This is a genomic window from Candidatus Electronema sp. JM (assembly GCF_048287415.1).
In the GTDB taxonomy this organism is placed as follows: Bacteria; Desulfobacterota; Desulfobulbia; order Desulfobulbales; family Desulfobulbaceae; genus Electronema.
Map to the genome: position 1 here is coordinate 25,613 of NZ_JBLWEN010000027.1, position 26,023 is coordinate 51,635.

28 protein-coding genes are annotated in these 26,023 nt (G+C 55.8%); 13 read left to right on the forward strand and 15 right to left on the reverse strand.

Going from position 1 to position 26,023, the window contains the following annotated elements; translation table 11 throughout:
* Nucleotides 1-11: 11 nt before the first annotated feature.
* From ACNKH6_RS05335 to ACNKH6_RS05370, 8 genes are all read left to right on the forward strand, one after another.
* The gene (locus ACNKH6_RS05335) at nucleotides 12-383 is read left to right on the forward strand and encodes a hypothetical protein (RefSeq protein ID WP_417914512.1); all 372 of its coding nucleotides are present in this window, start codon (nucleotides 12-14) and stop codon (nucleotides 381-383) included.
* A gap of 28 nt (nucleotides 384-411) precedes the next feature.
* Entirely contained in the window at nucleotides 412-1,605 is a 1,194-nt protein-coding gene (locus ACNKH6_RS05340; protein WP_417914513.1) for an FAD-binding protein, read from the forward strand.
* Entirely contained in the window at nucleotides 1,602-2,351 is a 750-nt protein-coding gene (gene fabG, locus ACNKH6_RS05345; protein ID WP_417914514.1) for a 3-oxoacyl-ACP reductase FabG, read from the forward strand. Before ACNKH6_RS05340 ends, fabG begins: the two co-directional genes overlap by 4 nt.
* 75 nt (nucleotides 2,352-2,426) lie before the next feature.
* Complete coding sequence (gene acpP / locus ACNKH6_RS05350; protein WP_417914515.1) at nucleotides 2,427-2,660, forward strand: acyl carrier protein; 234 nt, start codon at nucleotides 2,427-2,429, stop codon at nucleotides 2,658-2,660.
* Nucleotides 2,661-2,736: 76 nt separating this feature from the next.
* A complete protein-coding gene (fabF, locus tag ACNKH6_RS05355) occupies nucleotides 2,737-3,981 on the forward strand; it encodes a beta-ketoacyl-ACP synthase II (protein WP_417914516.1) in 1,245 nt (414 codons plus the stop codon).
* Between the two features lie 4 nt (nucleotides 3,982-3,985).
* The gene (gene rpiB, locus ACNKH6_RS05360) at nucleotides 3,986-4,411 is read left to right on the forward strand and encodes a ribose 5-phosphate isomerase B (protein WP_417914517.1); all 426 of its coding nucleotides are present in this window, start codon (nucleotides 3,986-3,988) and stop codon (nucleotides 4,409-4,411) included.
* A gap of 3 nt (nucleotides 4,412-4,414) precedes the next feature.
* Nucleotides 4,415-5,344 carry a Dam family site-specific DNA-(adenine-N6)-methyltransferase gene (locus ACNKH6_RS05365; RefSeq protein WP_417914518.1) on the forward strand — a complete coding sequence of 310 codons (930 nt, stop codon included), beginning with the start codon at nucleotides 4,415-4,417 and terminating at the stop codon, nucleotides 5,342-5,344.
* Entirely contained in the window at nucleotides 5,331-6,059 is a 729-nt protein-coding gene (locus ACNKH6_RS05370; protein WP_417914519.1) for an HNH endonuclease, read from the forward strand. The genes ACNKH6_RS05365 and ACNKH6_RS05370 overlap by 14 nt, the downstream gene beginning before the upstream one ends.
* 4 nt (nucleotides 6,060-6,063) lie before the next feature.
* Here the strand turns inward: ACNKH6_RS05370 and ACNKH6_RS05375 are convergent, their stop codons facing one another.
* Nucleotides 6,064-6,690: a hypothetical protein gene (locus ACNKH6_RS05375; protein ID WP_417914520.1), complete on the reverse strand. Its 627-nt coding sequence runs from the start codon at nucleotides 6,688-6,690 to the stop codon at nucleotides 6,064-6,066.
* 129 nt (nucleotides 6,691-6,819) lie between these two features.
* On the opposite strand from ACNKH6_RS05375, the gene glyA reads away from it, so the two are divergent.
* The 4 genes from glyA to ribD are packed head-to-tail and all read left to right on the forward strand — an operon-like array spanning nucleotide 6,820 to nucleotide 10,101.
* Nucleotides 6,820-8,079, forward strand: a complete 1,260-nt coding sequence (glyA, locus tag ACNKH6_RS05380) for a serine hydroxymethyltransferase (protein WP_417914521.1) — start codon at nucleotides 6,820-6,822, stop codon at nucleotides 8,077-8,079.
* Nucleotides 8,076-8,549 (forward strand): tRNA (N6-threonylcarbamoyladenosine(37)-N6)-methyltransferase TrmO, encoded by a 474-nt coding sequence (gene tsaA, locus ACNKH6_RS05385; RefSeq protein WP_417914522.1) that lies wholly within the window; start codon nucleotides 8,076-8,078, stop codon nucleotides 8,547-8,549. The genes glyA and tsaA overlap by 4 nt, the downstream gene beginning before the upstream one ends.
* A complete protein-coding gene (nrdR, locus tag ACNKH6_RS05390; protein ID WP_417914523.1) occupies nucleotides 8,546-9,010 on the forward strand; it encodes a transcriptional regulator NrdR in 465 nt (154 codons plus the stop codon). The genes tsaA and nrdR overlap by 4 nt, the downstream gene beginning before the upstream one ends.
* Nucleotides 9,007-10,101 carry a bifunctional diaminohydroxyphosphoribosylaminopyrimidine deaminase/5-amino-6-(5-phosphoribosylamino)uracil reductase RibD gene (gene ribD / locus ACNKH6_RS05395; RefSeq protein WP_417914524.1) on the forward strand — a complete coding sequence of 365 codons (1,095 nt, stop codon included), beginning with the start codon at nucleotides 9,007-9,009 and terminating at the stop codon, nucleotides 10,099-10,101. The genes nrdR and ribD overlap by 4 nt, the downstream gene beginning before the upstream one ends.
* 45 nt (nucleotides 10,102-10,146) lie before the next feature.
* Here the strand turns inward: ribD and ACNKH6_RS05400 are convergent, their stop codons facing one another.
* Together ACNKH6_RS05400 and ACNKH6_RS05405 are read right to left on the reverse strand one after the other, a co-directional pair.
* The gene (locus ACNKH6_RS05400) at nucleotides 10,147-10,437 is read right to left on the reverse strand and encodes an integration host factor subunit alpha (RefSeq protein WP_417914525.1); all 291 of its coding nucleotides are present in this window, start codon (nucleotides 10,435-10,437) and stop codon (nucleotides 10,147-10,149) included.
* Nucleotides 10,438-10,571: 134 nt separating this feature from the next.
* Nucleotides 10,572-11,777, reverse strand: a complete 1,206-nt coding sequence (locus ACNKH6_RS05405) for a type II secretion system F family protein (RefSeq protein ID WP_417914526.1) — start codon at nucleotides 11,775-11,777, stop codon at nucleotides 10,572-10,574.
* 173 nt (nucleotides 11,778-11,950) lie between these two features.
* On the opposite strand from ACNKH6_RS05405, the gene ACNKH6_RS05410 reads away from it, so the two are divergent.
* The gene (locus tag ACNKH6_RS05410; RefSeq protein WP_417914527.1) at nucleotides 11,951-12,202 is read left to right on the forward strand and encodes a PxxKW family cysteine-rich protein; all 252 of its coding nucleotides are present in this window, start codon (nucleotides 11,951-11,953) and stop codon (nucleotides 12,200-12,202) included.
* Nucleotides 12,203-12,259: 57 nt separating this feature from the next.
* Here the strand turns inward: ACNKH6_RS05410 and ACNKH6_RS05415 are convergent, their stop codons facing one another.
* The 12 genes from ACNKH6_RS05415 to ACNKH6_RS05470 form a co-directional block, all read right to left on the reverse strand.
* Nucleotides 12,260-13,570, reverse strand: a complete 1,311-nt coding sequence (locus tag ACNKH6_RS05415; protein ID WP_417914528.1) for a UDP-glucose dehydrogenase family protein — start codon at nucleotides 13,568-13,570, stop codon at nucleotides 12,260-12,262.
* 10 nt (nucleotides 13,571-13,580) lie between these two features.
* Entirely contained in the window at nucleotides 13,581-14,294 is a 714-nt protein-coding gene (locus ACNKH6_RS05420) for a YggS family pyridoxal phosphate-dependent enzyme (RefSeq protein ID WP_417914529.1), read from the reverse strand.
* Nucleotides 14,291-15,100 (reverse strand): TatD family hydrolase, encoded by an 810-nt coding sequence (locus tag ACNKH6_RS05425; protein ID WP_417914530.1) that lies wholly within the window; start codon nucleotides 15,098-15,100, stop codon nucleotides 14,291-14,293. The genes ACNKH6_RS05420 and ACNKH6_RS05425 overlap by 4 nt, the downstream gene beginning before the upstream one ends.
* Before the next feature lie 7 nt (nucleotides 15,101-15,107).
* Nucleotides 15,108-15,821, reverse strand: a complete 714-nt coding sequence (locus ACNKH6_RS05430; RefSeq protein ID WP_417914531.1) for a DUF533 domain-containing protein — start codon at nucleotides 15,819-15,821, stop codon at nucleotides 15,108-15,110.
* Between the two features lie 125 nt (nucleotides 15,822-15,946).
* Entirely contained in the window at nucleotides 15,947-16,168 is a 222-nt protein-coding gene (locus tag ACNKH6_RS05435; protein WP_417914532.1) for a toxin-antitoxin system HicB family antitoxin, read from the reverse strand.
* On the reverse strand, nucleotides 16,150-16,395 hold the full coding sequence (locus tag ACNKH6_RS05440) for a PIN domain-containing protein (protein ID WP_417914533.1): 246 nt from the start codon (nucleotides 16,393-16,395) through the stop codon (nucleotides 16,150-16,152). The genes ACNKH6_RS05435 and ACNKH6_RS05440 overlap by 19 nt, the downstream gene beginning before the upstream one ends.
* Complete coding sequence (locus ACNKH6_RS05445; protein WP_417914534.1) at nucleotides 16,313-16,585, reverse strand: putative toxin-antitoxin system toxin component, PIN family; 273 nt, start codon at nucleotides 16,583-16,585, stop codon at nucleotides 16,313-16,315. Before ACNKH6_RS05445 ends, ACNKH6_RS05440 begins: the two co-directional genes overlap by 83 nt.
* A 619-nt stretch (nucleotides 16,586-17,204) precedes the next feature.
* Complete coding sequence (locus ACNKH6_RS05450; protein ID WP_417914535.1) at nucleotides 17,205-17,726, reverse strand: hypothetical protein; 522 nt, start codon at nucleotides 17,724-17,726, stop codon at nucleotides 17,205-17,207.
* Nucleotides 17,727-17,878: 152 nt separating this feature from the next.
* Nucleotides 17,879-18,952 (reverse strand): hypothetical protein, encoded by a 1,074-nt coding sequence (locus ACNKH6_RS05455; RefSeq protein ID WP_417914536.1) that lies wholly within the window; start codon nucleotides 18,950-18,952, stop codon nucleotides 17,879-17,881.
* A 355-nt stretch (nucleotides 18,953-19,307) separates the two neighbouring features.
* Complete coding sequence (gene thrC / locus ACNKH6_RS05460) at nucleotides 19,308-20,699, reverse strand: threonine synthase (RefSeq protein WP_417914537.1); 1,392 nt, start codon at nucleotides 20,697-20,699, stop codon at nucleotides 19,308-19,310.
* A gap of 38 nt (nucleotides 20,700-20,737) precedes the next feature.
* Nucleotides 20,738-21,535 carry a DUF1186 domain-containing protein gene (locus tag ACNKH6_RS05465; protein WP_417914538.1) on the reverse strand — a complete coding sequence of 266 codons (798 nt, stop codon included), beginning with the start codon at nucleotides 21,533-21,535 and terminating at the stop codon, nucleotides 20,738-20,740.
* Between the two features lie 101 nt (nucleotides 21,536-21,636).
* Nucleotides 21,637-26,016, reverse strand: coding sequence for an eIF2A-related protein (locus ACNKH6_RS05470; RefSeq protein ID WP_417914539.1), 4,380 nt, complete (start codon nucleotides 26,014-26,016; stop codon nucleotides 21,637-21,639).
* Nucleotides 26,017-26,023: the final 7 nt, after the last annotated feature.

A 26,023-nucleotide genomic window follows, 5' to 3' on the forward strand; every position in this document is an offset into this window, starting at 1 on the left:
GGGGATGAAAAATGCCAGAAGAAAAGAATAGCTATAATATTAGTTCTATTAGTTCTTCATCTATTAATAGCATTAATTGCTGCGGTGACGTATCTATCCTCTCTCCAGAGAATGTTTCTATAGCGGTTTCTTTGATTGGCGCAGCAGTAGGCGCAGGGACAGTTGCAGTAAAAGCTATGCAATTATGGATAGATGAGAGGAAATCGAGAAAAGTAAAAATTAAATACAAAGATATTGAAATTGAGGTGTCTGGCGTGGTCAGCGAAAAAGAACTCTCAAGACAGCTTAACTTGTTTAAAAAAATCGAAGAAGAAATAGAGAAAGAGAAGGTGGAGATTGTTCTTGTAGATGGGAATAAAAGTAACCGACTTAAATTAATTTAGTTTTTATAAAGATTAATTCCGTCCTGCCATGCTCATCGTTGACACCACCTTATGTATCGGCTGCGGAGTTTGCGAAGCCAACTGCGCCTTTGGAGCCATCATTCTCAAAAACGGCGTTGCCGTGGTCGGCGATGGCTGCAAGCTCTGCGGTTCCTGCGTGGACAACTGCGAACCCGGTGCCTTGCGCATTGAAACCGCTGCCAAAGCCGCGCCGAACGACCTGTCCGTGTGGTCTGGCCTTTGGGTCTTTGCTGAAGCGCGGCACGGCGTGGTTGCGCCCGTGGCCTTTGAGCTGCTGGGCATTGGCAGAAAGCTGGCAGATCAACGCGGCACTGCCCTGACCGCCGTGCTGCTGGGTGCCAATGTCGAGAGCAAGGCCGCCGAGCTGATCGCCGCAGGTGCGGACAAGGTGCTGCTCGTTGATGATCCCGCCCTTGCTCAGTACCGCGAAGATGTGTACGGCAAGGTCTTGGAGCACCTGATTGTGCAGCATAAACCAGAAGTGGTGCTGGCGGGGGCAACAGCTATTGGCCGTTCAGTCATTCCGCAGGTGGCGAATGTGCTGGGCGCAGGCCTGACTGCCGACTGCACCGCCTTGGCCATCCGTGCTGAAGACGGGGTTTTACTGCAAACCCGTCCGGCCTTTGGCGGCAACATCATGGCCACGATTGAATGCCCGCAGTCCCGTCCGCAGATGGCGACCGTGCGGCCTAATGTCATGGCTCCGGCTCAACCTGATTCGGCCCGCGTTGGCGAGGTGATCAAGGTTGCTCTTGCGCCAGAACTGCTTGTCTCCAACATCGAGGTGCTGGAAACCGTGTTCAGCCAAGAGCAGCAGGCGAACATTCAGGAAAAGGAAGTGCTGGTCAGCGGCGGGCGCGGCTTGGGGAATGAGAAGGGCTTTGCCCTGCTCCACGAGCTGGCCACCGAGTTGAACGGCGCAGTCTCTGCCTCGCGGGCCGCTGTGGACGCAGGCTGGATTGGCTATCCCTGTCAGGTCGGGCAAACCGGCAAGACGGTCAGCCCGAAGCTCTACATCGCTTGCGGCATTTCCGGCGCGGTGCAGCACACAGTCGGGATGCAGTCGGCAGAAACCATCGTCGCCATCAACCGCGACGAGAAAGCACCGATCTTTGACCTCGCCACTTATGGACTGGTGGGTGACCTTTTTGAAATCTTGCCCTTGTTGACAGAAAAAATACGGGAGCAGCGCAGGCTATGACACTTGCAGGAAAAACAGCGTTAGTCACTGGCGGCAGCCGGGGCATAGGCCGGGCAATCTGCCTGAAATTGGCGGCGCAGGGCGCGAATGTCGGTATCAACTACGTCAGCCGGGCCGCTGCTGCTGAAGAAGTCTTGGCGGAAATCACCGCTGCGGGCGGCAAGGGCTTTGTCATCGGCTTTGATGTGGCTGACAGCGCGGCAGTGCAGAACGCGGTAAAAACAATTTCCACAGACCGCGGCGGAATTGATATACTGGTCAACAACGCCGGCATCACCCGCGACGGCCTGATGGCCCGGATGAAGGACGAGGACTGGGACGCGGTGCTGAACACCAACCTCAAGGGCGCGTTTATCTGCTCGAAAGAGGCGATGCGCGGGATGATGAAGAAACGCTGGGGCCGGATCATCAACATCAGCTCGGTGATCGGCTGCGTCGGCAATGCAGGCCAAGTGAACTACGCGGCAGCAAAAGCTGGCTTGATCGGCCTGACCAAATCTATGGCCAAAGAGCTGGCCTCGCGTAAAATTACGGTCAACTGCGTTGCACCGGGGTATATTGTCACCGACATGACCACCGAGCTGCCGGAGGAGATCAAGGAAAGCATCCTTACCGCGATTCCGCTTGGCAGCATCGGTCAGCCGGAAGACGTTGCCGCTGCGGTGGCCTATCTTGCCGCCGAGGAAAGCGGCTATGTTACCGGCCAGACGCTGCATGTCAATGGCGGCATGTACATGGGCAATTGAGAATCACCGTTCGGAACGGCGGATTTCCGTCCGAAATATTTGCATACCCAACAACGAACTATCAGGAGAACGAGCATGGCAGCAGTTGCGGATAAGATGATTGATATTATTGTCGAGCAGCTCAGTGTGGACAAAGAGAAGGTGATTCCTGCCGCTTCCTTTGTGGACGATCTGGGCGCGGATTCTCTCGATCAAGTCGAGCTGATCATGGCGATGGAAGAGGCTTTTGACATCGAGATCCCGGACGAGGACGCGGAAGGCATCAAGACTGTCCAGAACGCGATTGACTACGTCGAGAAGCTTCAGTAAGACGCAAGGCAACAGGTCAGCAGGCGGCGCGTCCTGCTGACAGCCGCCGTTTGACTCATTTCAAGAGGATCAGGACGTGAAACAGCGACGGGTTGTTGTGACAGGGGTCGGTTTGGTGACTCCCTTAGGCACCGGCACGGACAAGACCTGGGAAGGGCTGCTCAATGGACGCAGCGGCATCGGCCCGATCACCCGCTTTGACGCATCCGCTCATGCCGCACGGATTGCCGCCGAGGTCAAGGATTTCGAGCCGGAACGCTGGTTCGAGCCGAAGCAGGTTAAAAATCTCGATCTCTTTGTCCAATACGGCGTAGCCGCTGCGGATTTGGCCATGCAGGACAGCGGCTTGGTGATCAGCGAGGAGCTGGCCGAGCGGGTCGGCGTGATCACCGGCTGCGGCATGGGCAGCCTGCCGACGATTGAGGAATACCACTCGGTGCTGCTGGCTAAAGGCCCGCGCCGGATCACGCCGTTCTTCATCCCCAGAGTGATTCCCAACATGCCTTCCGGCCATATTTCCATGCGCTTCGGGGCCAAAGGGCCGAACCTCGCCCTGTCAACGGCCTGCGCCGCTGGCACCCACGCGGTCGGCGAGGCATATAGGCACGTCCTGCTCGGCGATTGCGACGCAGCCATCACTGGCGGCGCGGAGGCGGTCATCTGCCCGATTGCTGTGGGCGGTTTTGCGGCGATGAAGGCCCTGTCCACCCGCAACGACGAGCCGGAACGCGCCTCGCGGCCTTTTGACCGCGATCGCGACGGCTTCATCATGGCCGAAGGCGCAGGCATGATCCTGATTGAGGAGCTGGAGGCCGCCAAACGGCGCGGAGCCAAAATTTATGCGGAATTAGTCGGTTACGGCCTGAGCAGCGATGCCTACCATATCGCCGCTCCGCCTGACAACGGCGAAGGCGCGGCCCGCTGCATGAAGATGGCCTTGCGCAGCGCGGGCATGAACCCAGACGAGATTGACTACATCAACGCCCACGGCACATCCACACCGCTCAACGACAGCTGCGAGACAGCGGCAATCAAAACGGTCTTCGACGATCACGCTTACAAGCTGGCGGTCAGCTCCACTAAATCGATGACTGGTCACATGCTGGGCGGCGCAGGCGGTATTGAGGCTGCCTTCACCGCTCTTGCCGTGCATCATCAATGCGCCCCGCCGACCACCAATTACGAAAATCCTGACCCGGCCTGCGATTTGGACTATGTGCCGAACACGGCCCGCAAGATGCAAATCCGGGCGGCGATGTCCAATTCTTTTGGCTTCGGCGGCACCAACGGAGTCATCATCATGAAGCGGTTTGAGGGCTGAACTCATGAAAATTGCAGTTGGCAGCGACCACGGCGGCTTTGAGCTGAAGCAGCAGGTGGTCGAATTTCTGAGCAAGGCCGGACATGAGGTTGAATCCGTGGGCTGCTTTGGTCTGGCTTCGGTGGATTATCCCGATTTTGCTGAAAAAGTCTGCGCCTTGGTGAAAGCCAGGACTTGCGAGCGGGGCATCCTTATCTGCGGCACCGGCATCGGCATGTCCATCGCCGCCAACCGGCACCGGGAAATCCGCGCCGCGCTCTGTCACGAAGCCTTCACCGCCCGCATGAGCCGCGAGCACAACAACGCCAACGTCCTCTGCCTCGGCGCACGGGTGATCGGCTCAGAGCTGGCCTTAGAGATTGTTTGCACATGGGTGACGGCGGAGTTCGCTGGCGGCAGGCACCAGCGTCGCCTGGATATGTTGAGCTGATCAATGAAAATTCCGCATCCTGTTCAGTATCAGGGCAGCAAGAGAAATCTTGCCCCTCTGATTTTGCAGCATTTTCCGGCAAAAGTTGCGCGGCTGGTTGAGCCGTTCGCCGGGACAGGGGCGGTGAGCATCGCCTGCGCCGCTGCTGGTCGGGCGGAGCGGTATTGGCTCAATGATTGCAACAAGCCGCTGGCTCAACTCTTGCAGCGCATCATCAGCATACCGGATGAGCTGGCTGATTTTTACGAAACGCTGTGGCTTGAGCAGCTTGCGGACAGCGAAGGGCATTATTATAAAGCGCGAAAGGATTTCAACAGCACGGGTGATCCCGGCATTTTTCTCTATCTGCTCTCCCGCTGCGTGAAAGGCGCGGTGCGCTACAACAGCGAGGGCGAATTCAATCAAAGCCCTGACAAACGAAGAAAAGGCGCAAAACCGGAGACGATGCGGAAGAACATCTGCGGCGTTTCCGCCTTGCTCAAAGACAGGACAGCAGTTTCTTCATTGCATTATCAGGAGATGCTGGCGGATATAGAGAAAACAGATTTGGTCTATATGGATCCTCCTTATCAAGGAGTCTGCGGCGAGCGCGACAGCAGATATTGTTCCGGCATAGACCATGATGAATTTGTTGATTTTCTGCATGAGCTGAATAAAAAAGAAGTGTCGTACCTCATCAGCTATGATGGCCGCTGCGGCAGCAGGACATATGGCAAAGAGCTGCCGGACAGCTTGAAATTGAAACGGCTGGAAATAGAAGCGGGCAGGTCATCGCAAGCCACGCTGCTGGGTAAAAAAGAAATCACCCGCGAATCGCTCTATCTTTCCGAGCTATTGTTGCATCACCAAGCAGCAGAGCCACAGAAATGCAAAAGGCCGCAGTGGGGGCAGCTGCCCCTCTTTGAGCAAAAGAAAGCGTATGTCCGGCTGTGATGAAAGAATTCTGGCCTTATGCCGGAAAGTCACTGCCAAACGCCCGCGCACAGTCATTGAGCACATTATTCAGCATGGCTTTGTCACCACAGAAGAGCTGAAAGAGCAGTACGGCTACAATCATCCGCCACGAGCGGTGCGCGATGTCCGGGAACATGGCATTCCGCTGGAAACGTTCCGTGTGACTGGTTCGGACGACAGAAAAATTGCTGCTTACCGCTTCGGCAGCTTTGAGCAGGCGAGAGCGGGAAAACTCTCTGGCAGAACGGTGTTGTCGAAAAAACTGAAAGAGGCCTTGCTTGAGAAACATGGCTGCCGCTGCTGCATCTACCGGGAAGAGCTTGCCGCCAGCGAGCTTCAGATTGACCATCGGATTCCGTTTGCAATTCAGGGTGACAAGGCTTCTGGCGAACTTAACCCAGATGATTTCATGCTGCTCTCCGCTTCGGCAAACCGGGCAAAATCATGGTGCTGCGAGCATTGCGACAACTGGATCAGTCTGAAAAATCCTGTGGTCTGCGCTGAATGCTACTGGGCATTCCCTGAGCAGTATTCGCATATTGCCATGCGCCAGCAGCGGCGGATTGATTTACTTTGGCAGGATGAGGAAATCGGTGAATATGAGCGGATGAAGGAACAGGCCGCAGGTGAACATAAGGATATGCCGGAGTTCATTAAAGAAATAATCAAAAAAGAATTATTGAGAATTTCTTGATACATCAATGAATCTCTGTTTTTCTGCCGTTTTCCACAAAAAGTTTCAAAATGCCAACAATCTTGCTGCCATCATCGAAGGGATAAGGATAGCTGTCAATGGTGGCGACGCTGTTTTCAAGCGAAAGGAATTGCCACAGCACGCCATCAGTGACGGCACCGTAAATCGGGGAAATTGGATTGCCATTCTGCTCATTGAAGATTCGCGCTGCTTCCATTTCCGCAATGCACTGCGCATATCCGCTGCCTAAATCAGACTTTTTCGCTTCCACCAGCACCACAACCGGCGATTGAATGTAGAGCTGATTTTCATTTCTGCTGATGATTGCATCAGGATTGCCTGTCAATCCTCTCTCAGTATCCACATTGAATATATTTTGAAGAAAAAAACTGATGCTGATATGCTGGCTTAATTCCATCAAGACATGATTGACAATCAAAGATTGTCTGGCGTGTTCTGTGTTGATTTGAATCGCTCTTGTGTAAGCGATTTTCATAGTTTCCTCGAACCATTGCGAGAGTTTGGCAGGAGGAATGTGTTTGTAAAGCTCGTTGCCGCTTTTGATACTGATTCCTAATATTTTATGTACCTGATCAAGTGTCTTGAAATCACTGTACGGCATTTCTTCCATCCTTTTTGAAAATAAAGTGCAGTTTCAAACAAATGCTATCATACCGCACGTCAGGCGTGAACGCAAGCCAAACCTGAGAGCAATTTTTTCCCATCACAAGTTGCGTATCATCACGAGAAGGCAAGAATTATGACTACCTTGAAAACAATTGACCAAGATGTGCATCAATATATTCAGTACGAGCTGGAGCGGCAGGCCAACCAGCTTGAGCTGATCGCCTCGGAGAACATCGTCTCTCCGGCGGTGCTGGAGGCGCAGGGGTCTATTTTCACGAACAAATACGCGGAAGGCTATCCCGGCAAACGCTACTACGGCGGCTGCGACTATGCCGACAAGATCGAGTCGCTGGCCATTGAGCGAGCGAAAGAAATTTTCGGGGCGGAGTACGTCAACGTCCAGCCGCATTCGGGCAGCCAAGCCAACATGGCGGTCTATTTTTCCTGCCTCAATCCGGGCGACAAGGTGCTGGGAATGGACTTGGCGCATGGCGGCCATCTGACCCACGGCGCGGCGGTTTCCTTTTCTGGCAAGCTCTTTAATTTCATGTCTTACGGCGTGAAGCGCGACACCGAGACCATTGACATGGCCGAGGTGGAGCGCATCGCCTTTGAGAACCGGCCCAAGCTGATCGTGGCCGGAGCCAGTGCCTATCCGCGCATCATTGATTTCGAGCATTTCCGCCATATTGCCGACCAGATCGGCGCACTCTTCATGGTGGACATGGCCCACATCGCCGGTCTGGTGGCTGCGGGCGTGCATCCCTCGCCGGTGCCCTACGCCGATTTTGTCACCACCACGACCCACAAGACCCTGCGTGGGCCGCGCGGCGGTTTGATTCTGGCGAAGAAAAAATACGCCAAGGGGTTGGATTCAAATATTTTCCCCGGCATTCAGGGCGGGCCGCTGGTGCATGTGATCGCGGCCAAGGCGGTCAGCTTCAAAGAGGCGATGACCGAGGAATATCGCCAGTATCAGCGGCAAGTTGTGACCAACGCCCAGATGCTGGCCGCGCAGCTCAAAGGACACGGCTTCCGTATTGTTTCCGGCGGCACGGACAACCACCTCATGCTGATTGATCTGAGCAGCAAAGGGCTGACCGGCAAAGAGGCCGAGCATCTGCTCGAAGAGGCGGGCCTGACCGTGAACAAAAACGCCATCCCCTTTGACACCCAGCCGCGCTTCGTCACCAGCGGCATCCGCATCGGCACGCCGTCCGTGACCACCAGAGGGCTGAAAGAGCCGGAGATGGTCAAAATCGCCGACTGGATCAACCGGGTGCTGACCTCGCGCAGCGCAGCGGTGATCGCGCAAGTGCGGCAGGAAGTACGCGAGCTGTGCGAGGAGCTGCCGCTTTATCCTGAGATGGCGCGGGAAGAGGCGTTTGCATGAATCTCATCGGTTTCATCCGCAGTCCGTTCAGCAGCTTGGAAGGAATGCCCATTCAGCCGACCGGCGCAGCCGGAGTGCGCGGCAAAGTGGAAATTCTGCCCGAATACCGGGCGGGCCTGAAGGATATCGAAGGCTTTTCGCATCTGATCCTGCTCTATCTCTTTCACCGCAGCGAAGGCTTCAAACTGGAGGTAGTGCCGTTTTTGGACAGCCAGCCGCGCGGCCTTTTCGCCACCCGCGCTCCTCGGCGGCCCAATCCCATCGGTCTTTCCATTGTCCGTTTGGATTCGGTCGAGGACGGTGTGCTGCATGTGCAGGATATTGACATCTTAGACGGCACGCCGCTCTTGGACATCAAGCCCTATGTGCCGGTTTTCGACCGTCGTGACGGAGCGAGGACGGGTTGGCTGGAGCTAACAGGTAACGCCGTTACGTCTCAAAAATCTGACTCCCGTTTTGTGGCACCATGAAATGCCCTTATTGCAGTCAGTTGGACAACCGGGTGATTGACTCCCGCCTGAGCCGCGACGGCACCATCACCCGGCGGCGGCGGCATTGCACCTCCTGCGAGCAGCGTTTCACCACCTATGAGCGAATCGAAGTGACCATGCCCATGCTGGTGAAAAAGGATGGCCGCCGTGAGCCGTGGGATCGGGGCAAAATGCTGCTTGGCTTGGAAAAAGCTTGCGAGAAGCTGCCGGTGAGCATGGAGCAGCTCGATGCCTTTGTGGATAAAATCGAGCGCAGGCTGCAAGATGTGGGCGGCAAAGAAATTCCCACCACCAAGCTCGGCGAATGGGTGATGGAAGCTCTGCCTGAGCTGGATGTGGTCGCCTATGTCCGTTTCGCCTCGGTCTATCGCCAGTTCACAGATGTGAATGAATTTATGGAAGAACTCAAGCACTTCCTTGGTAAAGGCAAGGGCAAATGAGCGAGGCCGCCGACCTGCATTTCATGCGGCTTGCGCTTGCCGAGGCGAAAAAGGGCAAAGGCCGGACTGCGCCTAATCCCTGTGTCGGCGCAGTGCTTGTCCTCAATGGCCAAATCATCGGCAGCGGCTGGCATAAAAAGACGGGCACGCCTCATGCCGAAATTCACGCCATCGCTGATGCAGGTGGCGCAGCCGCCTGCGCCGGTGCCACGCTTTACGTCACCCTTGAGCCGTGCAATCATACGGGCAGAACCTCGCCGTGCAGCCGTGCAGTTTTGGCCGCCGGGATCGCCCGCGTGGTCGTCGGCATGGCCGATCCGAATCCGGTTGCCGCAGGCGGGGCGGAATTCCTCCGCAGCCAAGGTGTTATTGTAGAAATGGGCATTTTGGAAGAGAAATGCCGCCAGCTCAACCGGCCTTTCATCAAGCATTCGAGCACCGCCCTGCCGTGGGTGGTTTTAAAGGCTGGCATGAGTTTAGACGGCAAAATCAGCCGGATGCGCGGCCAAGGCGGGGCAATCACTGGGCCGGAATCGCAGCGGCGGACGCACGAGCTGCGCGACGAGCTGGATGCCATTTTGATCGGCATCGGCACGGCCCTGATTGACAATCCTGCGCTCACCTGCCGCTTGGAGCAAGGCCGCGACCCGCTGCGGGTAATTTTAGACAGTCAGCTCCGCCTGCCGCCAGAAGCAAAAATGCTGCGACAGCAATCAGCCGCGCAGACGTGGATTTTTTGCCGAACTGATGCCTGCGCCGAAAAGCAGCGCAAACTGGAAGAGGCTGGCGCAGTGGTTCACCGCGTTGCTGCTAATGAAAACGGGCAGCTTGATCTGAAGCAGGTGCTGCGAATTCTCGGTCAAAGCAACATCACTTCAGTGCTCGTGGAAGGCGGCGCGGCAGTGCATGGAGCCTTTCTGCGGGCCGGGCTGGCGGATGAAGCCTGCCTCTTTGTTGCGCCCTGCTTCATCGGCGAAAACGGAACACCGCTGCTCACCGGCGATGCGCCAGAAGCCCTGCTGACAGAACTGACTGCGGAAAAATTGGGCGAAGACGTGCTGCTGCGCGGTTTATTGCGGAAGACAGATTGATTGCCCACCCGCCCGGAGTTCAAAGCGGGTGTTTGCTTCATCGTCCTACTTGCCGTTGTTGATCTTGCTGCGCAGAATGCCGGAGGGCTTGAAGGTCACAACCCGGCGGGCATCAAGAATCAGCTCGTCGCCGGTCTGCGGGTTACGCCCGCGCCGGGGCTTTTTGTCCTTCACATTGAACTTGCCGAAGCCGCTGAGAAGCAGATCTTCGCCCTTGATCAGGGACTCTTTGACGAGCTGAATGAAGGTCTCCACCGATTCGGCAGCCTGCGTCTTGGTCAGGCTGGGATGTTTTTTATAGACCGCTTGAATGAGATTGGCTTTAGTCAGGGTCATCGCTGTTCCTCGTTGGTTATCTGCGTTTGTCTGTTCTCAACTTCTCAGGATTATAAGAAAAGACAGCGGCAATGTCAATAATTATCAGAAAAAAACGAAGAAGGCGGCATAATTTCGCCTTCCCGCCGCCTCTGTCAGATATTTTTACCCATTGTGAATATTGGCAGATACATGGCAACGACTAGGCCGCCGATCATGCCGCCAAGGAAAACCATCATGAAGGGTTCAATCATGGCGGTCAAATTCTCAACTGCCTGATCCACCTCTTCATCATAGAAATCAGCTATTTTCGACAGCATCGTATCAAGAGCGCCGACTGATTCGCCGACGTTGATCATCTGCACAACCATCGACGGAAACACGCCGGATTCCTCCAGCGGTTCGGCAATCGGACGACCTTCGGCAATCGAACTGGCGACATGAAACACCGCCTGCTCAATAATTTTATTGCCTGCGGTCTTCGCCACAACTTGCAGCGCATCCAAGATCGGCACACCGCTTTCCAGCATGGTGCTGAGAGTGCGGGTGAATTTCGCCACCGCCACTTTGCGGATCAGCGGGCCTGCCACTGGCGCATGAAGCATCATGGCATCAACCTGCACTCTGCCTTTCTCTGTATTGTAATATTTTTTAAAAGCGGCAAACGCCAGCCAAGCTGCAAAAATCATATACATAAAATTTGCCTTGACGAATTCGCTCATATCAACAACGATTTGCGTCGGCGCAGGCAGCGCGCCGCCCATGCTGGCGAACATATCTTTGAAGACTGGGATAACAAAGATCAAGATGACCGACAAAATCAGAATGGAGATGCCGAGACAAATTACCGGATAGGTCATGGCACCTTTGATTTTTTTCGTCAAGGCCATGGATTTTTCTTTGAACGCCGCAAGTCGGGAGAGGATGGTGTCCAAGATGCCGCCGACCTCGCCCGCCTCAATCATGTTGGCGAAGAGTGAGTCAAATATTTTTGGATGCTTGCGCATGCCATCGGCCAGCGTCATGCCGGTCTCAACATCGTTGAGAATTTCCGCCAACGCCCGCTTAAAGGTGGGATTATCCTGCTGCTTGGAAAGTATCTGCAGGCTCTGCACCAAGGGCAGACCTGCGTCAATCATCGTGGACAGCTGCCGGACAAAGATGACGATGTCCTTGCCTGTGACCTTGGGCTGCATGAAGGCCACATTGGCAAACATGTCCTTCGGCTTTTCCTTCACCGTCGGATTCTGGATGCGCAGACGCTTGAGCTGGGCCAGCACGCCCGCCTCGTTCACCGCTTCAATTTCGCCCTTGATTTTGTTGCCGAGGGAATTTTTTCCTTTCCAGACGTAAACAGGCATCGCTCAGACCCCACCAGTGATATTTTTCAGCCGGAAAAATCGCATAAACAGTTGACAGCGAGCGCAATACCATTTATAAAATGGCAGCTTGGCGCAACCAGTTTTATTGTATTGTATGCAAGATTTCTTTCCAGTTCAAGGAAAACATCATATTTTTTCAGGAGGTTCGCAGAATGCAGACCAGCAGCGCAGGGAAATACAGCTCCGGCGGCTTTCAGCCGATCATTGACAAGTGCAGCGGCTGCGACCGCGTTGTTGCCGAAAACAGCAGCCAGTACTGCGGCACCTTCATGCAGCCGGCGGCGAAATGGCGGCTGGGCTTCTGCAACTTGGCCACCCATTCCAAGCCGGAAATCAAAGTGGTCACCATCAAAGTCAACCCGCTGAAAGCCGCCAAGCGCGCCTCAGGGGCCAAAAAGAAGTAAGCCGTCTGAACAAAAAAGCAGAGAGGGCTTTTTTCAAGTGCCCTCCCTGCCTTCGTTTCAACGTCTTCCAATCGCCACATAGCGGAATCCCTGCGCCTTCATCGCCGCAGGCTCATAGACATTGCGCAGGTCAATGAAGACCGGCTGCCGCAAGGCCTTTTTCAGCCGCTCCAAATCAAGGGCGCGGTACTGATTCCATTCCGTCATCAGCACCACTGCGTCCGCGCCTTCGCAGGCGGCGTAGGCATTCTCCACATAATCCACACCTTCGGGCAGATATTTTCGCGCCTCTTTCATGCCTTTCGGGTCATGCGCCCGGATTGACGCGCCTTTTTCCAGCAGGGCCGGAAGAATGGTGATTGCGGGCGCGTCGCGCATGTCATCGGTTTCCGGCTTGAAGGTCAGGCCGAGCACCGCGATGACCTTGCCCGCCTCCGAACCGCCCATTGCGTCGCGAATCTTCTTGACCATCCGCGCCTTCTGCGCCGCGTTCACTTCCACTGCCGCCTCAACGATGCGCAGGCTTTCGCCATATTCCTGCACCAAGCGCATCAGGGCGAGGGTGTCTTTCGGGAAGCAGGAGCCGCCATAGCCAGGGCCGGGATGAAGGAATTTGCTGCCGATCCGGCCATCCATGCCGATGCCTTTGGCCAAAGCGGCCACATCCGCGCCCACGGCCTCGCAGACTGAGGCAATTTCGTTGATGAAGCTGATTTTCACCGCCAGGAAGGCGTTGGCCGCGTATTTGATCAGCTCGGCAGTCTCGATGCTCGTGCTGACTATCGGCGTTTCGCGCAGATAGAGCGGTTTGTAGATTTCGCGCAGCACCTGCTCTGAACGGTCCGAATCCACGCCGATCACCACCCGGTCCGGGCGCATGAAGTCGGCTATCGCCGCGCCTTCGCGGAGAAATTCCGGGTTGGAGGCCACGTCGAATTCCGCCTGCGGATTCGCCTCGCGGATGATGCGGGCCACTTGCCGGGCTGTGCCCACCGGCACCGTGCTTTTGTCCACGATCACGGTGTAGCCGCGCAGGCAGGGGGCGATTTCCTTGGCTGCCGCATAGATGTAGCTGAGGTCGGCGTAGCCGTCGCCGCGCCGGGACGACGGCGTGCCCACCGCGATGAAGACCGCCTCCGCCTCCGGCACCGCCTCGTCCAATTTGGTGGTGAAGCGCAGCCGCCCTTCGGCCACGTTTTTGGCCACCATCACATCCAAGCCCGGCTCGTAGATCGGAATCTGCCCCTGCCGCAGGCGGACGATCTTCTCCTCAATTTTGTCCACGCAGACCACGTCATGGCCGAACTCCGCCAAGCAGGTGCCAGTGACAAGGCCGACGTAGCCGGTGCCGATCATTGCTATTTTCATTATCTTCCTTTTATATTACGACATCATGAGTTGGATATTTCGGTCTTTCGCCAAAAATCGCCGTGCCGATTCTGATCATCGTTGCGCCTTCTTCAATGGCGACGGTGAAATCTCCTGACAAGCCCATAGACAGCTCGACCGCGCTGTTGTCGTAAAACAAGCCCTCTTCAGTCAACTGCAATGAGAGCTGTTTAAGCGAACGGAACCACGGACGGCTTTCCTCAGGCTCGCGGCCCAGCGGCGGCATGGTCATCAGGCCCCGGACGCGCAGATGGACCAGCAGGCGCAGCTCCCGCAGCAGGCCTGCGGCATCTTCCGGCAGCACACCGGACTTCTGCGCTTCCCGGCCCACATTGACCTGCACCAGCACGTCCAGCGTTTTGCCCAGCCGTCCGGCGTGCTGGTTCAACGCGGCAGCGATTTTCAGCCGGTCAACAGTCTGGATGACCTGAAACAGCTCGGCGGCAGTCGCGGCTTTGTTGCTTTGCAAATGGCCGATAAAGTGCCATTCCAGCGGGCCATGCAGCTGGTTGATCTTGCCCGCCGCCTCTTGCAGATAATTCTCGCCAAAGATGGTCTGGCCGTGCACCTGCGCCTCAATGAGCCGTGCGGCGGCGACATGCTTGGACACCGCCACAATTTTGATTGCGTCAGGATTTCTGCCGCAGCGCAGGGCCGCTTCCCGGACAGCCGCCCGGATATGGGCAAGATTATCGCCGATCATTTTGAGAAAGCAAACAATTTTTCCGCATTGCAGGTGGTCTGCCGGGCGAGTTCATCCAACGGCACGCCTTTCAATTCGGCCACCGCCGCAGCGGTGTGGAGCAGATGTTCCGGGCGGCAGCATTTACCCCGAAACGGCACCGGCGCGAGGAATGGGCCATCGGTTTCCAGCAGCAGCCGGTCCAGCGGCAGGCCGCGCACGACTTCGCGCAGGCTTTCCGCTTTGGGAAACGTAATGATGCCCGGAATAGACAGGTAAAAGCCCAGCTCCAGCACCTGCTCGGCCAGCCTTCTGTCGCCGGTGAAGCAGTGCATCACGCCGCCGCGTGGGAACGACCCTTTTTCCCGCAGCAGGCGCAGGCAGTCCTCGTGCGCGTCGCGGTCGTGGATGATCAGCGGCAGGGCAAGTTCCTTGGCCAGCTCAAGCTGGTGGATGAAGACAGGTAGCTGCACCTCTTTGGCCGAATAATTCTTGGCATAATCAAGCCCAATTTCGCCAAAGCCAACCACCTTGGGCGCGGCGGCCAAATCGCGGAGCTGGCGGAAAGCCTCGTCGTCCGCCGTGGCCGCATCGTGCGGATGGATGCCGACAGCGGCATACACGTCCGCATATTGCCCGGCCAGCTCCACCGCCCGGCGCGAGCTGGCCAGATCAATGCCGATGGTGATGATCCGGCCCACGCCGCGCTGCCGGGCCGTGCTGATCACTGCGTCAAGATCGGCCTGATATTCAGGCATGTCCAAATGGCAGTGGGTGTCAACGAGGCGGCAGTCTTGAGAAAGCGCAGGGAAAGAGGGTGGTTTCATGAACTGGTTAACGGGTTTCTTCGATGAAGCGGCGGATTTCCGCGCTGAGGCCAAGGGCCGCGCCCAGCTCGTCCAGCCAGCGGCGTTCGCTTTCGGTGTCCACGGTGATGGCGGAAAGGGCCACCGCATACACCGTCTGCGCCAAACGGACCGAGCCGCTCAGACCTTCGGCCAGTTCGGCGATATTGCGCGGGTGATGCAGTTCCTCCAGCAGGAACATTTTTTCCTCCTGCGACAGCTCCGCGCCGCGCAAACGGTCGAGGATGTTTTTTTCCTCCTCCGCATCCAATGTGCCGTCAGCGTGGGCGGCGGCAATCATAACCCGAATCAGGCGGCGTGCCAATTCCTGCTCGTCAAATTTCGCCGCAGGAGGAGTGACTGGCGCAGACGACGGCGCAGGAATAACGCTGCCTCCTGCTGCTGGCGGCGGGGGAGGTGGAGGAACCGGAGCTGCGGCAGGCATGGGATTGCCGCCCCAGTTCGCCCCAGCCTGCGGCTGGCTTTGCTGCTGGCCGCCGCGGAAAATTTCATAGGCCCCTACGCCAAGCCCGATGGCGGTCATCAGCCCTTTGCCGGAGGTCAGTTGCTCGGTCAGACTGCCAAGCAGCGAGCCTGAACCGGACGAATGTCGGTTCTGACCGTGATGATACCCATGCGATGCCTGATTGCCGCCTCCCATCGCCTCCTGAAGCATTTTGCCGAGCAAATTCTCTATGTTCATGTCGTTTCTCCTGAATGGTAGTGGTGTTTATGCCAGCAGCGGCTTTCCTGCCTCACTGAATGTGGATGGATGGGAGACACCCGCTTATATGCCCTTCGACTTCGCTTAGGGAACCTTACTGTCTGCTATTCATCGTAATGGGTTTGAAGTTTCTTTAATAATTCAAGCCCACGCTTTTTATTGCCTTTGCCTGCCATAGCTTTAAAACGGTTTTCAGCATCAAATGCAGATAAAGCCATTATCGTGAATTCTTCATAGAGTTTATTGACACTCGTTTGTCTTGATGCCGCCAGCTCCTTGACTCTTCTGTGGGTATCATCTGGCAGTCTTACTGTAACTGTTCCCATAGTGCCTCCTCAATAAATTCATCAGGCGTGACAATCCGCAAGTTATCGAACAAAAGCTCCCCGCTTTTTAAATCTTTAATGTTCTTAGTAATGATGTAGCCAGCTCCTCCCGCGACAGCCAGTTCAATGATGTGATTGTCACCTTCATCCTGAAGGTTTGGCCTCCAAGTGTAGTAAATCCTGCACCAACGGCAACATTTCATGTAACTCTCCTCTTTCCACCTCATCTAAAACGCATGATTTGAATATATCCTGTCTGCCAGCAACCTCAATGTGTTCATTGAACAACGCCTCTCCCATAAGCGGAGTAATCTCGTCTTTAAAAACTTTTTCAATAATCTTTCTTGAGTAACTTCCATCGTTGCTTATCAATGCTGACACAATAATATTTGTATCAATTACGACTTTCGGCACCATGCTCAGTGTATGGTTTTATTTGAATGCTATCATATATACAGACAGAATGAAAGCAGGAAATTGAGAAAGCAAATGCAATTGGCAGGACAACAGGCTGTCCTGCGGGCGAGGAAGGGGGTTAAGTTTATTGATCTTATTTGAAGGATTCAGCAAAGAACTCTTCTTTCTTCAAGCTCTCCTGCCAAATTCTGTGCCGCTCAACAGATTCCATTCGCTTTGTTTTCGAGAGAGCAAGAAAACGAATTGCCTCCACTTCGCCGAGCTTCTCGATAAGTATTTCAACAGCTTTTCTGATATCAAGATACAATCTCATGCCTTTTTAAGCACCGTAGGGCGGGCAAGCGGCTTTTTCCCGCCAAGTATGTCGGTTTGCGTGGGCAAACGATAAAGCTGTTTGCCCAGCCTACTCGCTATTTTTTACTTATCTGTGTTATGCTTCTTAGCATCTTTGCTGTTACTTTTTCTCGTTTTGCTGTTTGTTTTTTCTTATTGGAGCAGCGATACTCAACATGAGCAAATGCACGTGTCCTTCTACCAGCTTCCGGTCGATGATAATGACAATAATTACTATTAATTTCAGCATCTCTACAACACTTGAGACATTTTCTTACCTTGTCAGTCATGGTTGGTTACCCCATATTTTAATAATAGTGTAAATCACACAGCACAATATTGATAAAACAAGAAAACATTGCGCACACAATAGACTTGCTATCTTTTTCTTGTTAACTATCTGAACTGTTAAATTAGTTTCCTTCCAAAAAGTACCCTGTTCAGCGAGATAACAATAAATACGATCGGAAGAGATTTCATCAGAATCTATTAGGTCTTTAACCAACGCACCCAACAGATCACCATAAGGAGCTTTCTGAACATCAAAAAGCCGCTGTGCCAATAATGCTGAAACAACGCTCAAGACAAGCAAAACTACAGAGGCTGTAAGCAAGCATTGTTCATAATAGTGAACAGGCTGTAACAAGGGATTGCGAATAAAAGCGAACATCCCTGCGAAAAAAATTCCAGACACCGTAACGATCCATTGAGCCTTTCCTTCCAAATTTTTCCATATATCCATTAGTTCTCGATATTCTTTCTGATAAGCATCTAAGGCATCACGTAAAAGTGCCTCTCTTAGATCCATCTTATGGATTCTCCTGTGAGTTATGTTTTCTAAGATACCTTAAAAACATAACTCACCTAAAAACGTTTGAGAGTAAAAAGAGTACTCTTGCCAGTGCCAGTACCACAACCCCTTTCCGCAACCTCGCAGTTGCGGAGGCACAAAAATCACTCCTACACCCTCACATCCAGAATATCCACCAGCCTGCCGTTATAGTCATTGCGGAGCATCTCCCAGAGCGCGGCGTAATTATTCACGGCGATCTCCAAGTTGCTCACAGCGGAACCAGCAAAACCCGGCAGAGTGTATGCCCCGTTCTGTGTCACCGGGATTTCATTTCCGCCCGCGCCATCCGCCTTCATATCAATCAGCGAAAAGAGCAGCCGCCCTGCTGGCAGGTCTTGAATCACCTGAATGCGCAGGCGTTCGTCCGCCGAAACCGAGCCGCCGGTGATTTTGACATGCGGCGCGGCTGCGCTGCCAGTGAGAATGCCGGTCTCAGGCGGATGCGGGTGTCCCATATTCGGGACTGCCAGCGGGCTGCGCAGCCTGCGCTCATAGGTGCCGGTGCGCGGGGTGCCGTGCTCAGTGTACTGAGTGGTCACGCTGATGGTGTGCTCATTGTTCCACGGGTGGGACTGGGCCGGGATGTCGGGCGCAAGCAGTATCTCAGAGTTGGAGACCGTGCCGAAAGTGCTTTGTTTTTTCTCGCCGCTCTCCGTGCCCCGGATCACGCAGCTGCAATGCGGGTCGTTCTCATCAAAATACAAATTGCTGCCGCTCAGACGCAGCAGGCCCGCCGGGTTGAGCACATCAGCCAGCTTGAGCTTGGTGTCTTCCGCTGAAGTGATGTTCGGGAGCTTCTTGTTCATGGTCAGACGTTCCAGCCGGGCTTCCGCACGCAGCCTGCGCATGAAGTCACGGGTGCCGCTGATGCTCACCTGAAGCATGTCCTCATCATCAGGCAGGGGCGCATCAGGGCTGTCCAAACGCCCTTGGGCGGAAACGCCGAAGATGAAGGCGTTGGGCAGCGTGACCTGATCGCCGTTGATCATCCTGTTCTGAATCCACTCCATCATCAGCGGGGCGAGCGAGCGCACCAGATCGGCGTTGTAATTGGGGTGCGCGGCGGAGATGTCAGCGGCCATTTCCTCATAGCCCGCAACGTTGCGGGGAATAATCTGGATGCGGTAGGAAACAGGTTTGGTGAGCGCGTTGACTGCCGGTCGCCATTGAAGCGTGGCCATGATGATTCTCCTGTGAAAAAGGCGGGATAAGCGAGGTGGGACACTGCTGCTTCCGGCAAAATACAGCGGTGCGCCATGCCTGTCAAGCAAAATATGACGCATCCGTGCTGAAGTATGGAAAAAGTTAGATGCAGGGGCGAAAAATTTTTCGCCTCTGCTGCATCGCACATATACTTGCATTGGAATGCAACAATGGATTGCAGCGGAGTGCGACCGCTCCTTGCACGAGAGTGCAATGATGGATACTTCTCTCGATCAATGGTGTGCACCTCTCCCGTGCAATGGCGCGTACATCTCTCATGCGACGGCAGCTTGCACGAGAGTGCTTTTTCAGAGAAGGCGCAGGAGAGACACTTTACAGCAGTGCATTGTTTTGCACATACGCCCGGATCAGCTCCGCCTGCGCATCCATCACCTCGCAGCGGCTTTCCAGCTTGGAAAGACCGGCCAGCGCAGGCGGCAGCTCCACTTCTTTGCCGATAGCTTGGCGCACTGCGTCGCCGAACTTGGCCGGATGCGCTGTGGCCAAGCAGACCACAGGACGTTCTTCCTTCAGCTCCAGCGCGGCCTTCACGCCGACCGCCGTGTGCGGATCGAGCAGATAGCCATGCTCCTGATGCGTTTGGCGGATGGTGGCGATGGTCTCTTCCTCGGAAACCGCACGGGCAGCGAAGTCGCGGCGCACTTCCTCAATGCAGCCGGACAAATCCATCCGCCCGGTCGCGGCAAAATGCTCCATTTCTGCCTTCACCCTGCCGCCGTCCTCATTGAGGAGATAATACAGATACCTCTCGAAATTGGAGGCGATCTGAATGTCCATCGAGGGGCTGAAGGTCGGCGACACGGCCCCGGCGATGGAATAATCACCCTGATTGACAAAGCGGGCCAAGATGTCGTTCGAGTTTGTGGCGAGAATCAAGCGGTTGATGCAGCCTGCTGGCAGCAGACGCTTGGCCACATAGCCAGCGAAGATGTCGCCGAAGTTGCCGGTCGGCACGGAAAAATCAACCGATTCGCAGCCGCTCTTGCGCAGTTTAAGGAAGGCGAAAACATAATACACCACCTGCGCCAGCACCCGCGCCCAGTTGATGGAGTTGATCGCGCCCAAGCGGTATTTGTCGCGGAAGTCCAGATCGTTGAACAGGGTCTTGACAATGGCCTGCGCATCGTCAAAGGTGCCGCGCACCGCGATGTTGAAGACGTTCGCGTCCGTGACTGTGGTCATTTGCAGGGCCTGAATCGGACTGGTGCGGCCATGCGGGTGGAGGATGAAAATGTTGATGCCTTTCCGGCCCCGCACACCATAAATCGCCGCGCTGCCGGTGTCGCCGGAGGTCGCGCCGATGATATTCATGAAGCCGCCGCTCTTGTTCAGCTCGTACTCGAAGAGATTGCCAAGCAGCTGAAGGGCCACGTCTTTGAAAGCGAGCGTCGGGCCGTGGAACAGCTCCAGAATGTGCAAATCGCCGACCTGGCGCAGCGGTGTCACCTGCGGGTGGCGGAAGCTGCTGCAGGCCCGCTCGATCATGTCTTCCAGATCGGCGCGAGGCATGTCGCCGGTGAAGAGCGAGAGCACTTCCAAAGCCAAATCTTGATAGGAAAGGGTCTGCCAAGCATTGAGCAAGGTTGGCTCAATCGTGGGCAGGCGTTCCGGCAGGAGCAGGCCGCCGTCCCGCGCCAGGCCCATCATCACGGCTTGGTCAAAAGGAACAGGCGTGATGCCGCCGCGTGTGCTGATGTAGTTCATGAACATTGAAAAAGATGAAATCAGAGTGCGCTTGCTGGTTATTTGCCCCAGCAGCATTGTTTATATTTTTTGCCGCTGTCGCAAGGGCAGAGATCATTTCTGCCGATTTTTCCGCTCGCCCTTTTCTTCTTCTTGGATGAAAAAAGACTGCGCGGAAACAGGCGCGGACGCGGCGTGGAGCGTTGCTCCCGGAGGCCGAATGACAACTCCACCTCTTCAAGGTCGCCGCAAATGGTTAAATCAACACAGCGTTCCTGATACGCCTGCCGGATGGTCGGCATGGTCTCAACCGCCTTGAGGGCAATCAGGTCGGCAACGATAAAGCCGTTGAGCGTGTGGTCATTTTCCTTGCGCCGGGCCGCCAGCTCGCGCTCCAGCCGGTTGACGCATTCCTGCCGGAGTTCAGGATGCTGCTGCGGCATCTGGGTCAAGGCTTCAGCAGCCCCTGACCGCGCATACATTGCGCGTTTCAAATCAGCAAGCTGCCACGTCAAGGGGCGCAGGGCTGGCTCGCCGATCATAGCCAAAACTTTGGGAAGTTCCTCCATTGCCCAGTCGTTCTCGTCGTCAAGGCCAAGCATATCCAGCAGCGGTTTGATGGCCTCCGCCGCCCGCAGCACGCCCAATATCCGCCACGCATGAACCGGCGCCCAAATTGCCGCGCTTTCTGAATCAGCCTGATTCAGCTCTTCATCGACGGCCATGCGGATCAAATCCGGCACATGCTCAAGAGAAAAGCCAAGCGGCTGATATTTCTTCTGCCAGTCAGCATCGTTCCAGTCCGGCTTGCCCAGCGTCAGCAGGGAGGCGGGAAGTCCTTCGTAGTGAATGTTCATGAAGTTATTCAGGTTAGAGTTTGCTGGATTCTTCCGGCATAACACAATCCCTGGCTCAATTGCACAGAGAAGATTGGGTTCAGCCTCTTCCTATTAAGCCCTCACTTCCCCTGCTGCTTCTCCGCCCATTCCAGCACTTGGTCGAATTTGCTTTGGCCGGGCGGCGGGGGCGCAAGCAGGCTGCCGAAGCGTTCCATGTCCGCTGGGGTGCGTTCCTTATGCACGATTTCAAGGCCCTGCACGTCCAATTCCCAGAGGAATTTTACGGCTTCGATGAAGGTGAAGTAAAGGGGCGTGGGTTTCTTAAAATCAGCGGACAAGAAAAGATGGTGAAAGCGCAAATCCCAGAGCCGCACGGTATTGTCATCGGAAGCCGAGACTATGATCTTGCCGTCCGGGCTGAACGACGCGCTGCGGACAGTCTTCTCATGTCCCTTGAAGACAGCCAAATCCTTGCCGTTGGATGTATCCAAAAGACGTATAGTACTGTTCATAGAAGTCGATACGGGGTCACCCGAAGCGGAGACAATGGTCTTGCCGTCTGGGCTGAACGACACGCTGTGGACAGGCGCGTCATGTCCCTTAAAGACAGATAGCTCCTTGCCGCTGGATGCGTCCCAGAGACGAACGGTATCGTCCTTTGAAATCGACAAGGGGTCACCCGAAGCGGAGACAATGGTCTTGCCGTCCGGGCTGAACGACGCGCTGTTGACATAATTCTCGTGTCCTTTGAAGACAGCCAGCTCCTTGCCGCTGGATGCGTCCCAGAGACGAACGGTATTGTCCTTTGAAAAAAACGACAAGTGATCACCCGAAGCGGAGACAATAGTCTTGCCGTCCGGGCTGAACGACGCGCTGTTGACATCATTCTCATGTCCTTTGAAGACAATCAGCTCCTTGCCGCTCCTTGCGTCCCAGAGACGAACAGTCTTGTCACCCGAAGCGGAGACAATAGTCTTGCCGTCCGGGCTGAACGACACGCTCTTGACATCATTCTCATGTCCTTTGAAGACAGCCAGCTCCTTGCCGCTGGATGCGTCCCAAAGACGAACAGTCTTGTCACCCGAAGCGGAGACAATGGTCTTGCCGTCCGGGCTGAACGACACGCTCTTGACATCATTCTCATGTCCTTTGAAGACAATCAGCTCCTTGCCACTGGATGCGTCCCAGAGACGAACAGTCTTGTCACCCGAAGCGGAGACAATGGTCTTGCCATCCGGGCTGAACGACGCGCTGTATACCCATTTCTCGTGCCCCTTGAAGATAGCCAGATTCTTGCCGCTGGATGCGTCCCAGAGACGAATGGTACTATCCTTAGAAGTCAATACGGGGTCACCCGAAGCGGAGACAATGGTCTTGCCGTCCGGGCTGAACGACGCGCTGAAGACATAATTCTCATGTCCTTTGAAGACAGCCAGCTCCTTGCCGCTGGATGCGTCCCAAAGACGAACAGTATTGTCACTCGAAGCGGAGACAATGGCCGTGCCGTCCGGGCTGAACGATGCGCTGAAGACATTCCCCTCATGCCCCTTGAAGACAGCCAGCTCCTTGCCGCTGGATGCGTCCCAGAGACGAACAGTGCTGTCCTCGGAAGCGGAGACAATGGTCTTGCCATCCGCGCTGAACGACGCGCTGTATACCCATTTATCATGCCCCTTGAAAACAGCCAGCTCCTTGCCGCTGGGTATGTCCCAGAGACGAACGGTTTTGTCATCGGAAGCCGAAACAATAGTCTTTCCGTCCGGGCTGAACGACGCGCTGAAGACAGTCCCTTCATGCCCCTTGAAGACAGCCAGCTCCTTGCCGCTGGATGCGTCCCAGAGACGAACAGTGCTGTCCTCGGAAGCGGAGACAATGGTCTTGCCATCCGCGCTGAACGACGCGCTGTTGACAGTCCTCTCATGCCCCTTGAGGACAGCCAGCTCTTTGCCGCTGGATGCGTCCCAAAGACGAACAGTATTGTCACTCGAAGCGGAGACAATGGCCGTGCCGTCCGGGCTGAACGACGCACTGTGGACATACCTCTCATGCCCCTTGAGGACAGCCAGCTCCTTGCCGCTGGATGCGTCCCAGAGACGAACGGTTTTATCCCAAGAAGCCGAGACGATGGTTTTGCCGTCCGGGCTGAACGACGCACTGTGGACAAGCTTCTCATGTCCTTTAAAAACAGTCAATTCCAGAAATCCGGCATGAAAGACGGCAGGTAAAAAAAGACTGCCTACAGAAGCAGCTTGTATGTTCGTTGCATCAGCTGGAGTTGTCTGCGTTAAGGCTGCGGCGGCAAAGAGTATAGCCTTTTTGTATTCCACATCGCCTTGTCCACTGGCGGCTTTCAGCGCGGTCAGTGCCTTTTCTTCAAACGCCTTGGCAAGATTATAATTGGCTGTAAAGGTCTGCTGTTCCGCCTTATCTTTCTCTTTTTGCGCCTCAACAGTCTTCTGCTCGGCCACCACCTTCTGCCGCTCTGCATCCTTCCACAGCACAAAAAACACCGCCATCACCGCTGCGGCAAGCAGCAGCCCCGCACCTGCGGCAATGCCTTTCCTCCTCCGCTGCTTCTTTCGCGCCGCCTCGCTCTCCCGGATGAACTCCAGCTCCTTCTCATCCAGATGCTCCGTATGACTGCCCCGCCACTGCAACGCCTCATCCAGCGGAAAACCGCGCAGCAAGGCTCCCTCATCATGGCCGCTCTCCTGCCACTGCCGCAGCAGCACCCGCAGCTTGTCCCGCCAGACGAGAAAGTCCCGCTCCGCATCCACCCATCTGCGCAAGGTCTGCCAATGCCGGATCAGGGCCTCATGCGCCACCTCCACCTGCGGCCCGGCCTCATCGCCGGACGTGACCAAGAGCCGCCGGTCAGCAAGCTGCTTGATCAGCCCGCGCTGCTCTTCCTGAAAATCCGCCAGAGCTGCCACCTGCCGGGTGTCTTCCGTGCCTTGGCCGGGCCGCACCAATTTGAGGAAAATCCGGCGGACTGCCTCCTGATCAAACTCCGCCAGCACCGTGTCTGCATGACGGGCTAAAGCCTGCCGCACGCCGCCGCCGCTCTTGTAGGCCGCATGGTTGATCTGCCGGAACGCCTGCTGCTCCCAAAGTTGGGTCAGGCAGAATTCCAACAGCGGCAGGCCGCCCGGTTCAGTGCCCACATCCGCAACAATCAGATCGGTCAAGCCTGCCTCAAAACGGGTGCCGAGCAATTCCGCAGGCCCCTCCACCGCCAAGCGCAGCCCGTGGCTGTCCATCGGCGACAGGTGCAGCGGCGGGCAGTCGTTCAGGGCCTTGGCAAAGTCCCCGTCACCGAGCGCGGCTTCGAGAAAATCCGCCCGCAGGGTGATGACCGCCCTGAATCCCTCGGACTGCGTCGCCAAAAGCTGGGCGACAAAGGCACGGGCCAAGGCTCTGTCCGCGTTCAGGGTGTAGAGTTCTTCAAATTGATCAACAAGAAGGAGGAAACGGCAGCAGTCGTTGCGCTCGGCAATGCGCTGAAGCAGGTCAGACAGGTGCAGCTCTCCAGAAAATAGGTCAGCGGCGCACTGCCTGCTTTTCTTCACCCGCTCCAGCTCGTCCTCGTAGAGGAAGGGAATCAGACTGGCGGCCAGCTCGTGAAAAGGCTGCTGCTTGGGACGGCAGGCGGCAAGCAGCCAGCCGCCGCTCTGGAGTAGGATGGGCAGCAGTCCGGCAAAAACTAAGGAAGATTTGCCGCTGCCACTCGCGCCGATTACCGCTGTGAAGGGCTGCTGTTCGATTTTCTGCCGCAGCGCGGCTGCGTCCGCCTCTCTGCCGAAATAGAATTGGGCATCTTTCTCCCGGAAGGCTTCCATGCCCCGGTAGGGATTGACCGGGCGGCTGCATCTGTCCAGCTCAGGAAAGGCTTGAATCAGCGTGGCGGCAGGAATCATATACGCGGTGTTGAGTTCTTTCCACACCGCCACCGCCATGCCGCAGACCGCATTTTCCTGCACCGACCAGACCGCTGTGCCGCTGAAACCGGGCGCAACCACGCCGCTGCCTTGGTGGTGCAGCTCAATCAGCCCCTGCGTGTTCAGTCCTTGCAAAGTCAGATTGGCGCAGGTGCCCGCAGGCACAGAAAAACCTTGCAGCCTGACCTGTCTGCCCCAATGCTCCTCGAACAGCACCAAGGGCGCGGGCTGCGCTCCGGCTGGCAGCGGCGCATCTTCCGGCAACTCCAGCACAGCGATGTCTTCCAGCTCGCCGACAGCGGCATTCTTCCGCGCCGGAAACCAGTGCAAGACTTTTGCCTGCATCAATGGCTGGCCGGGCAGCAAGGCGAAGTCGAGAGAAATGAGCCTGTCAGGATGCTCAGGCTCATATTCCCCGCGCCGCAGGGCGGTGTTGACCACATGGGCGCAGGTCAGCACATGGCGCGGCGCAGCCAGAAAACCAGTTCCGGCAGCGGCACGGCCTGCGCTGTCGTTGATCAGAATGCGGACAAAGGCGGATTCCAGCGTGGGGGCAGACATGACTGCA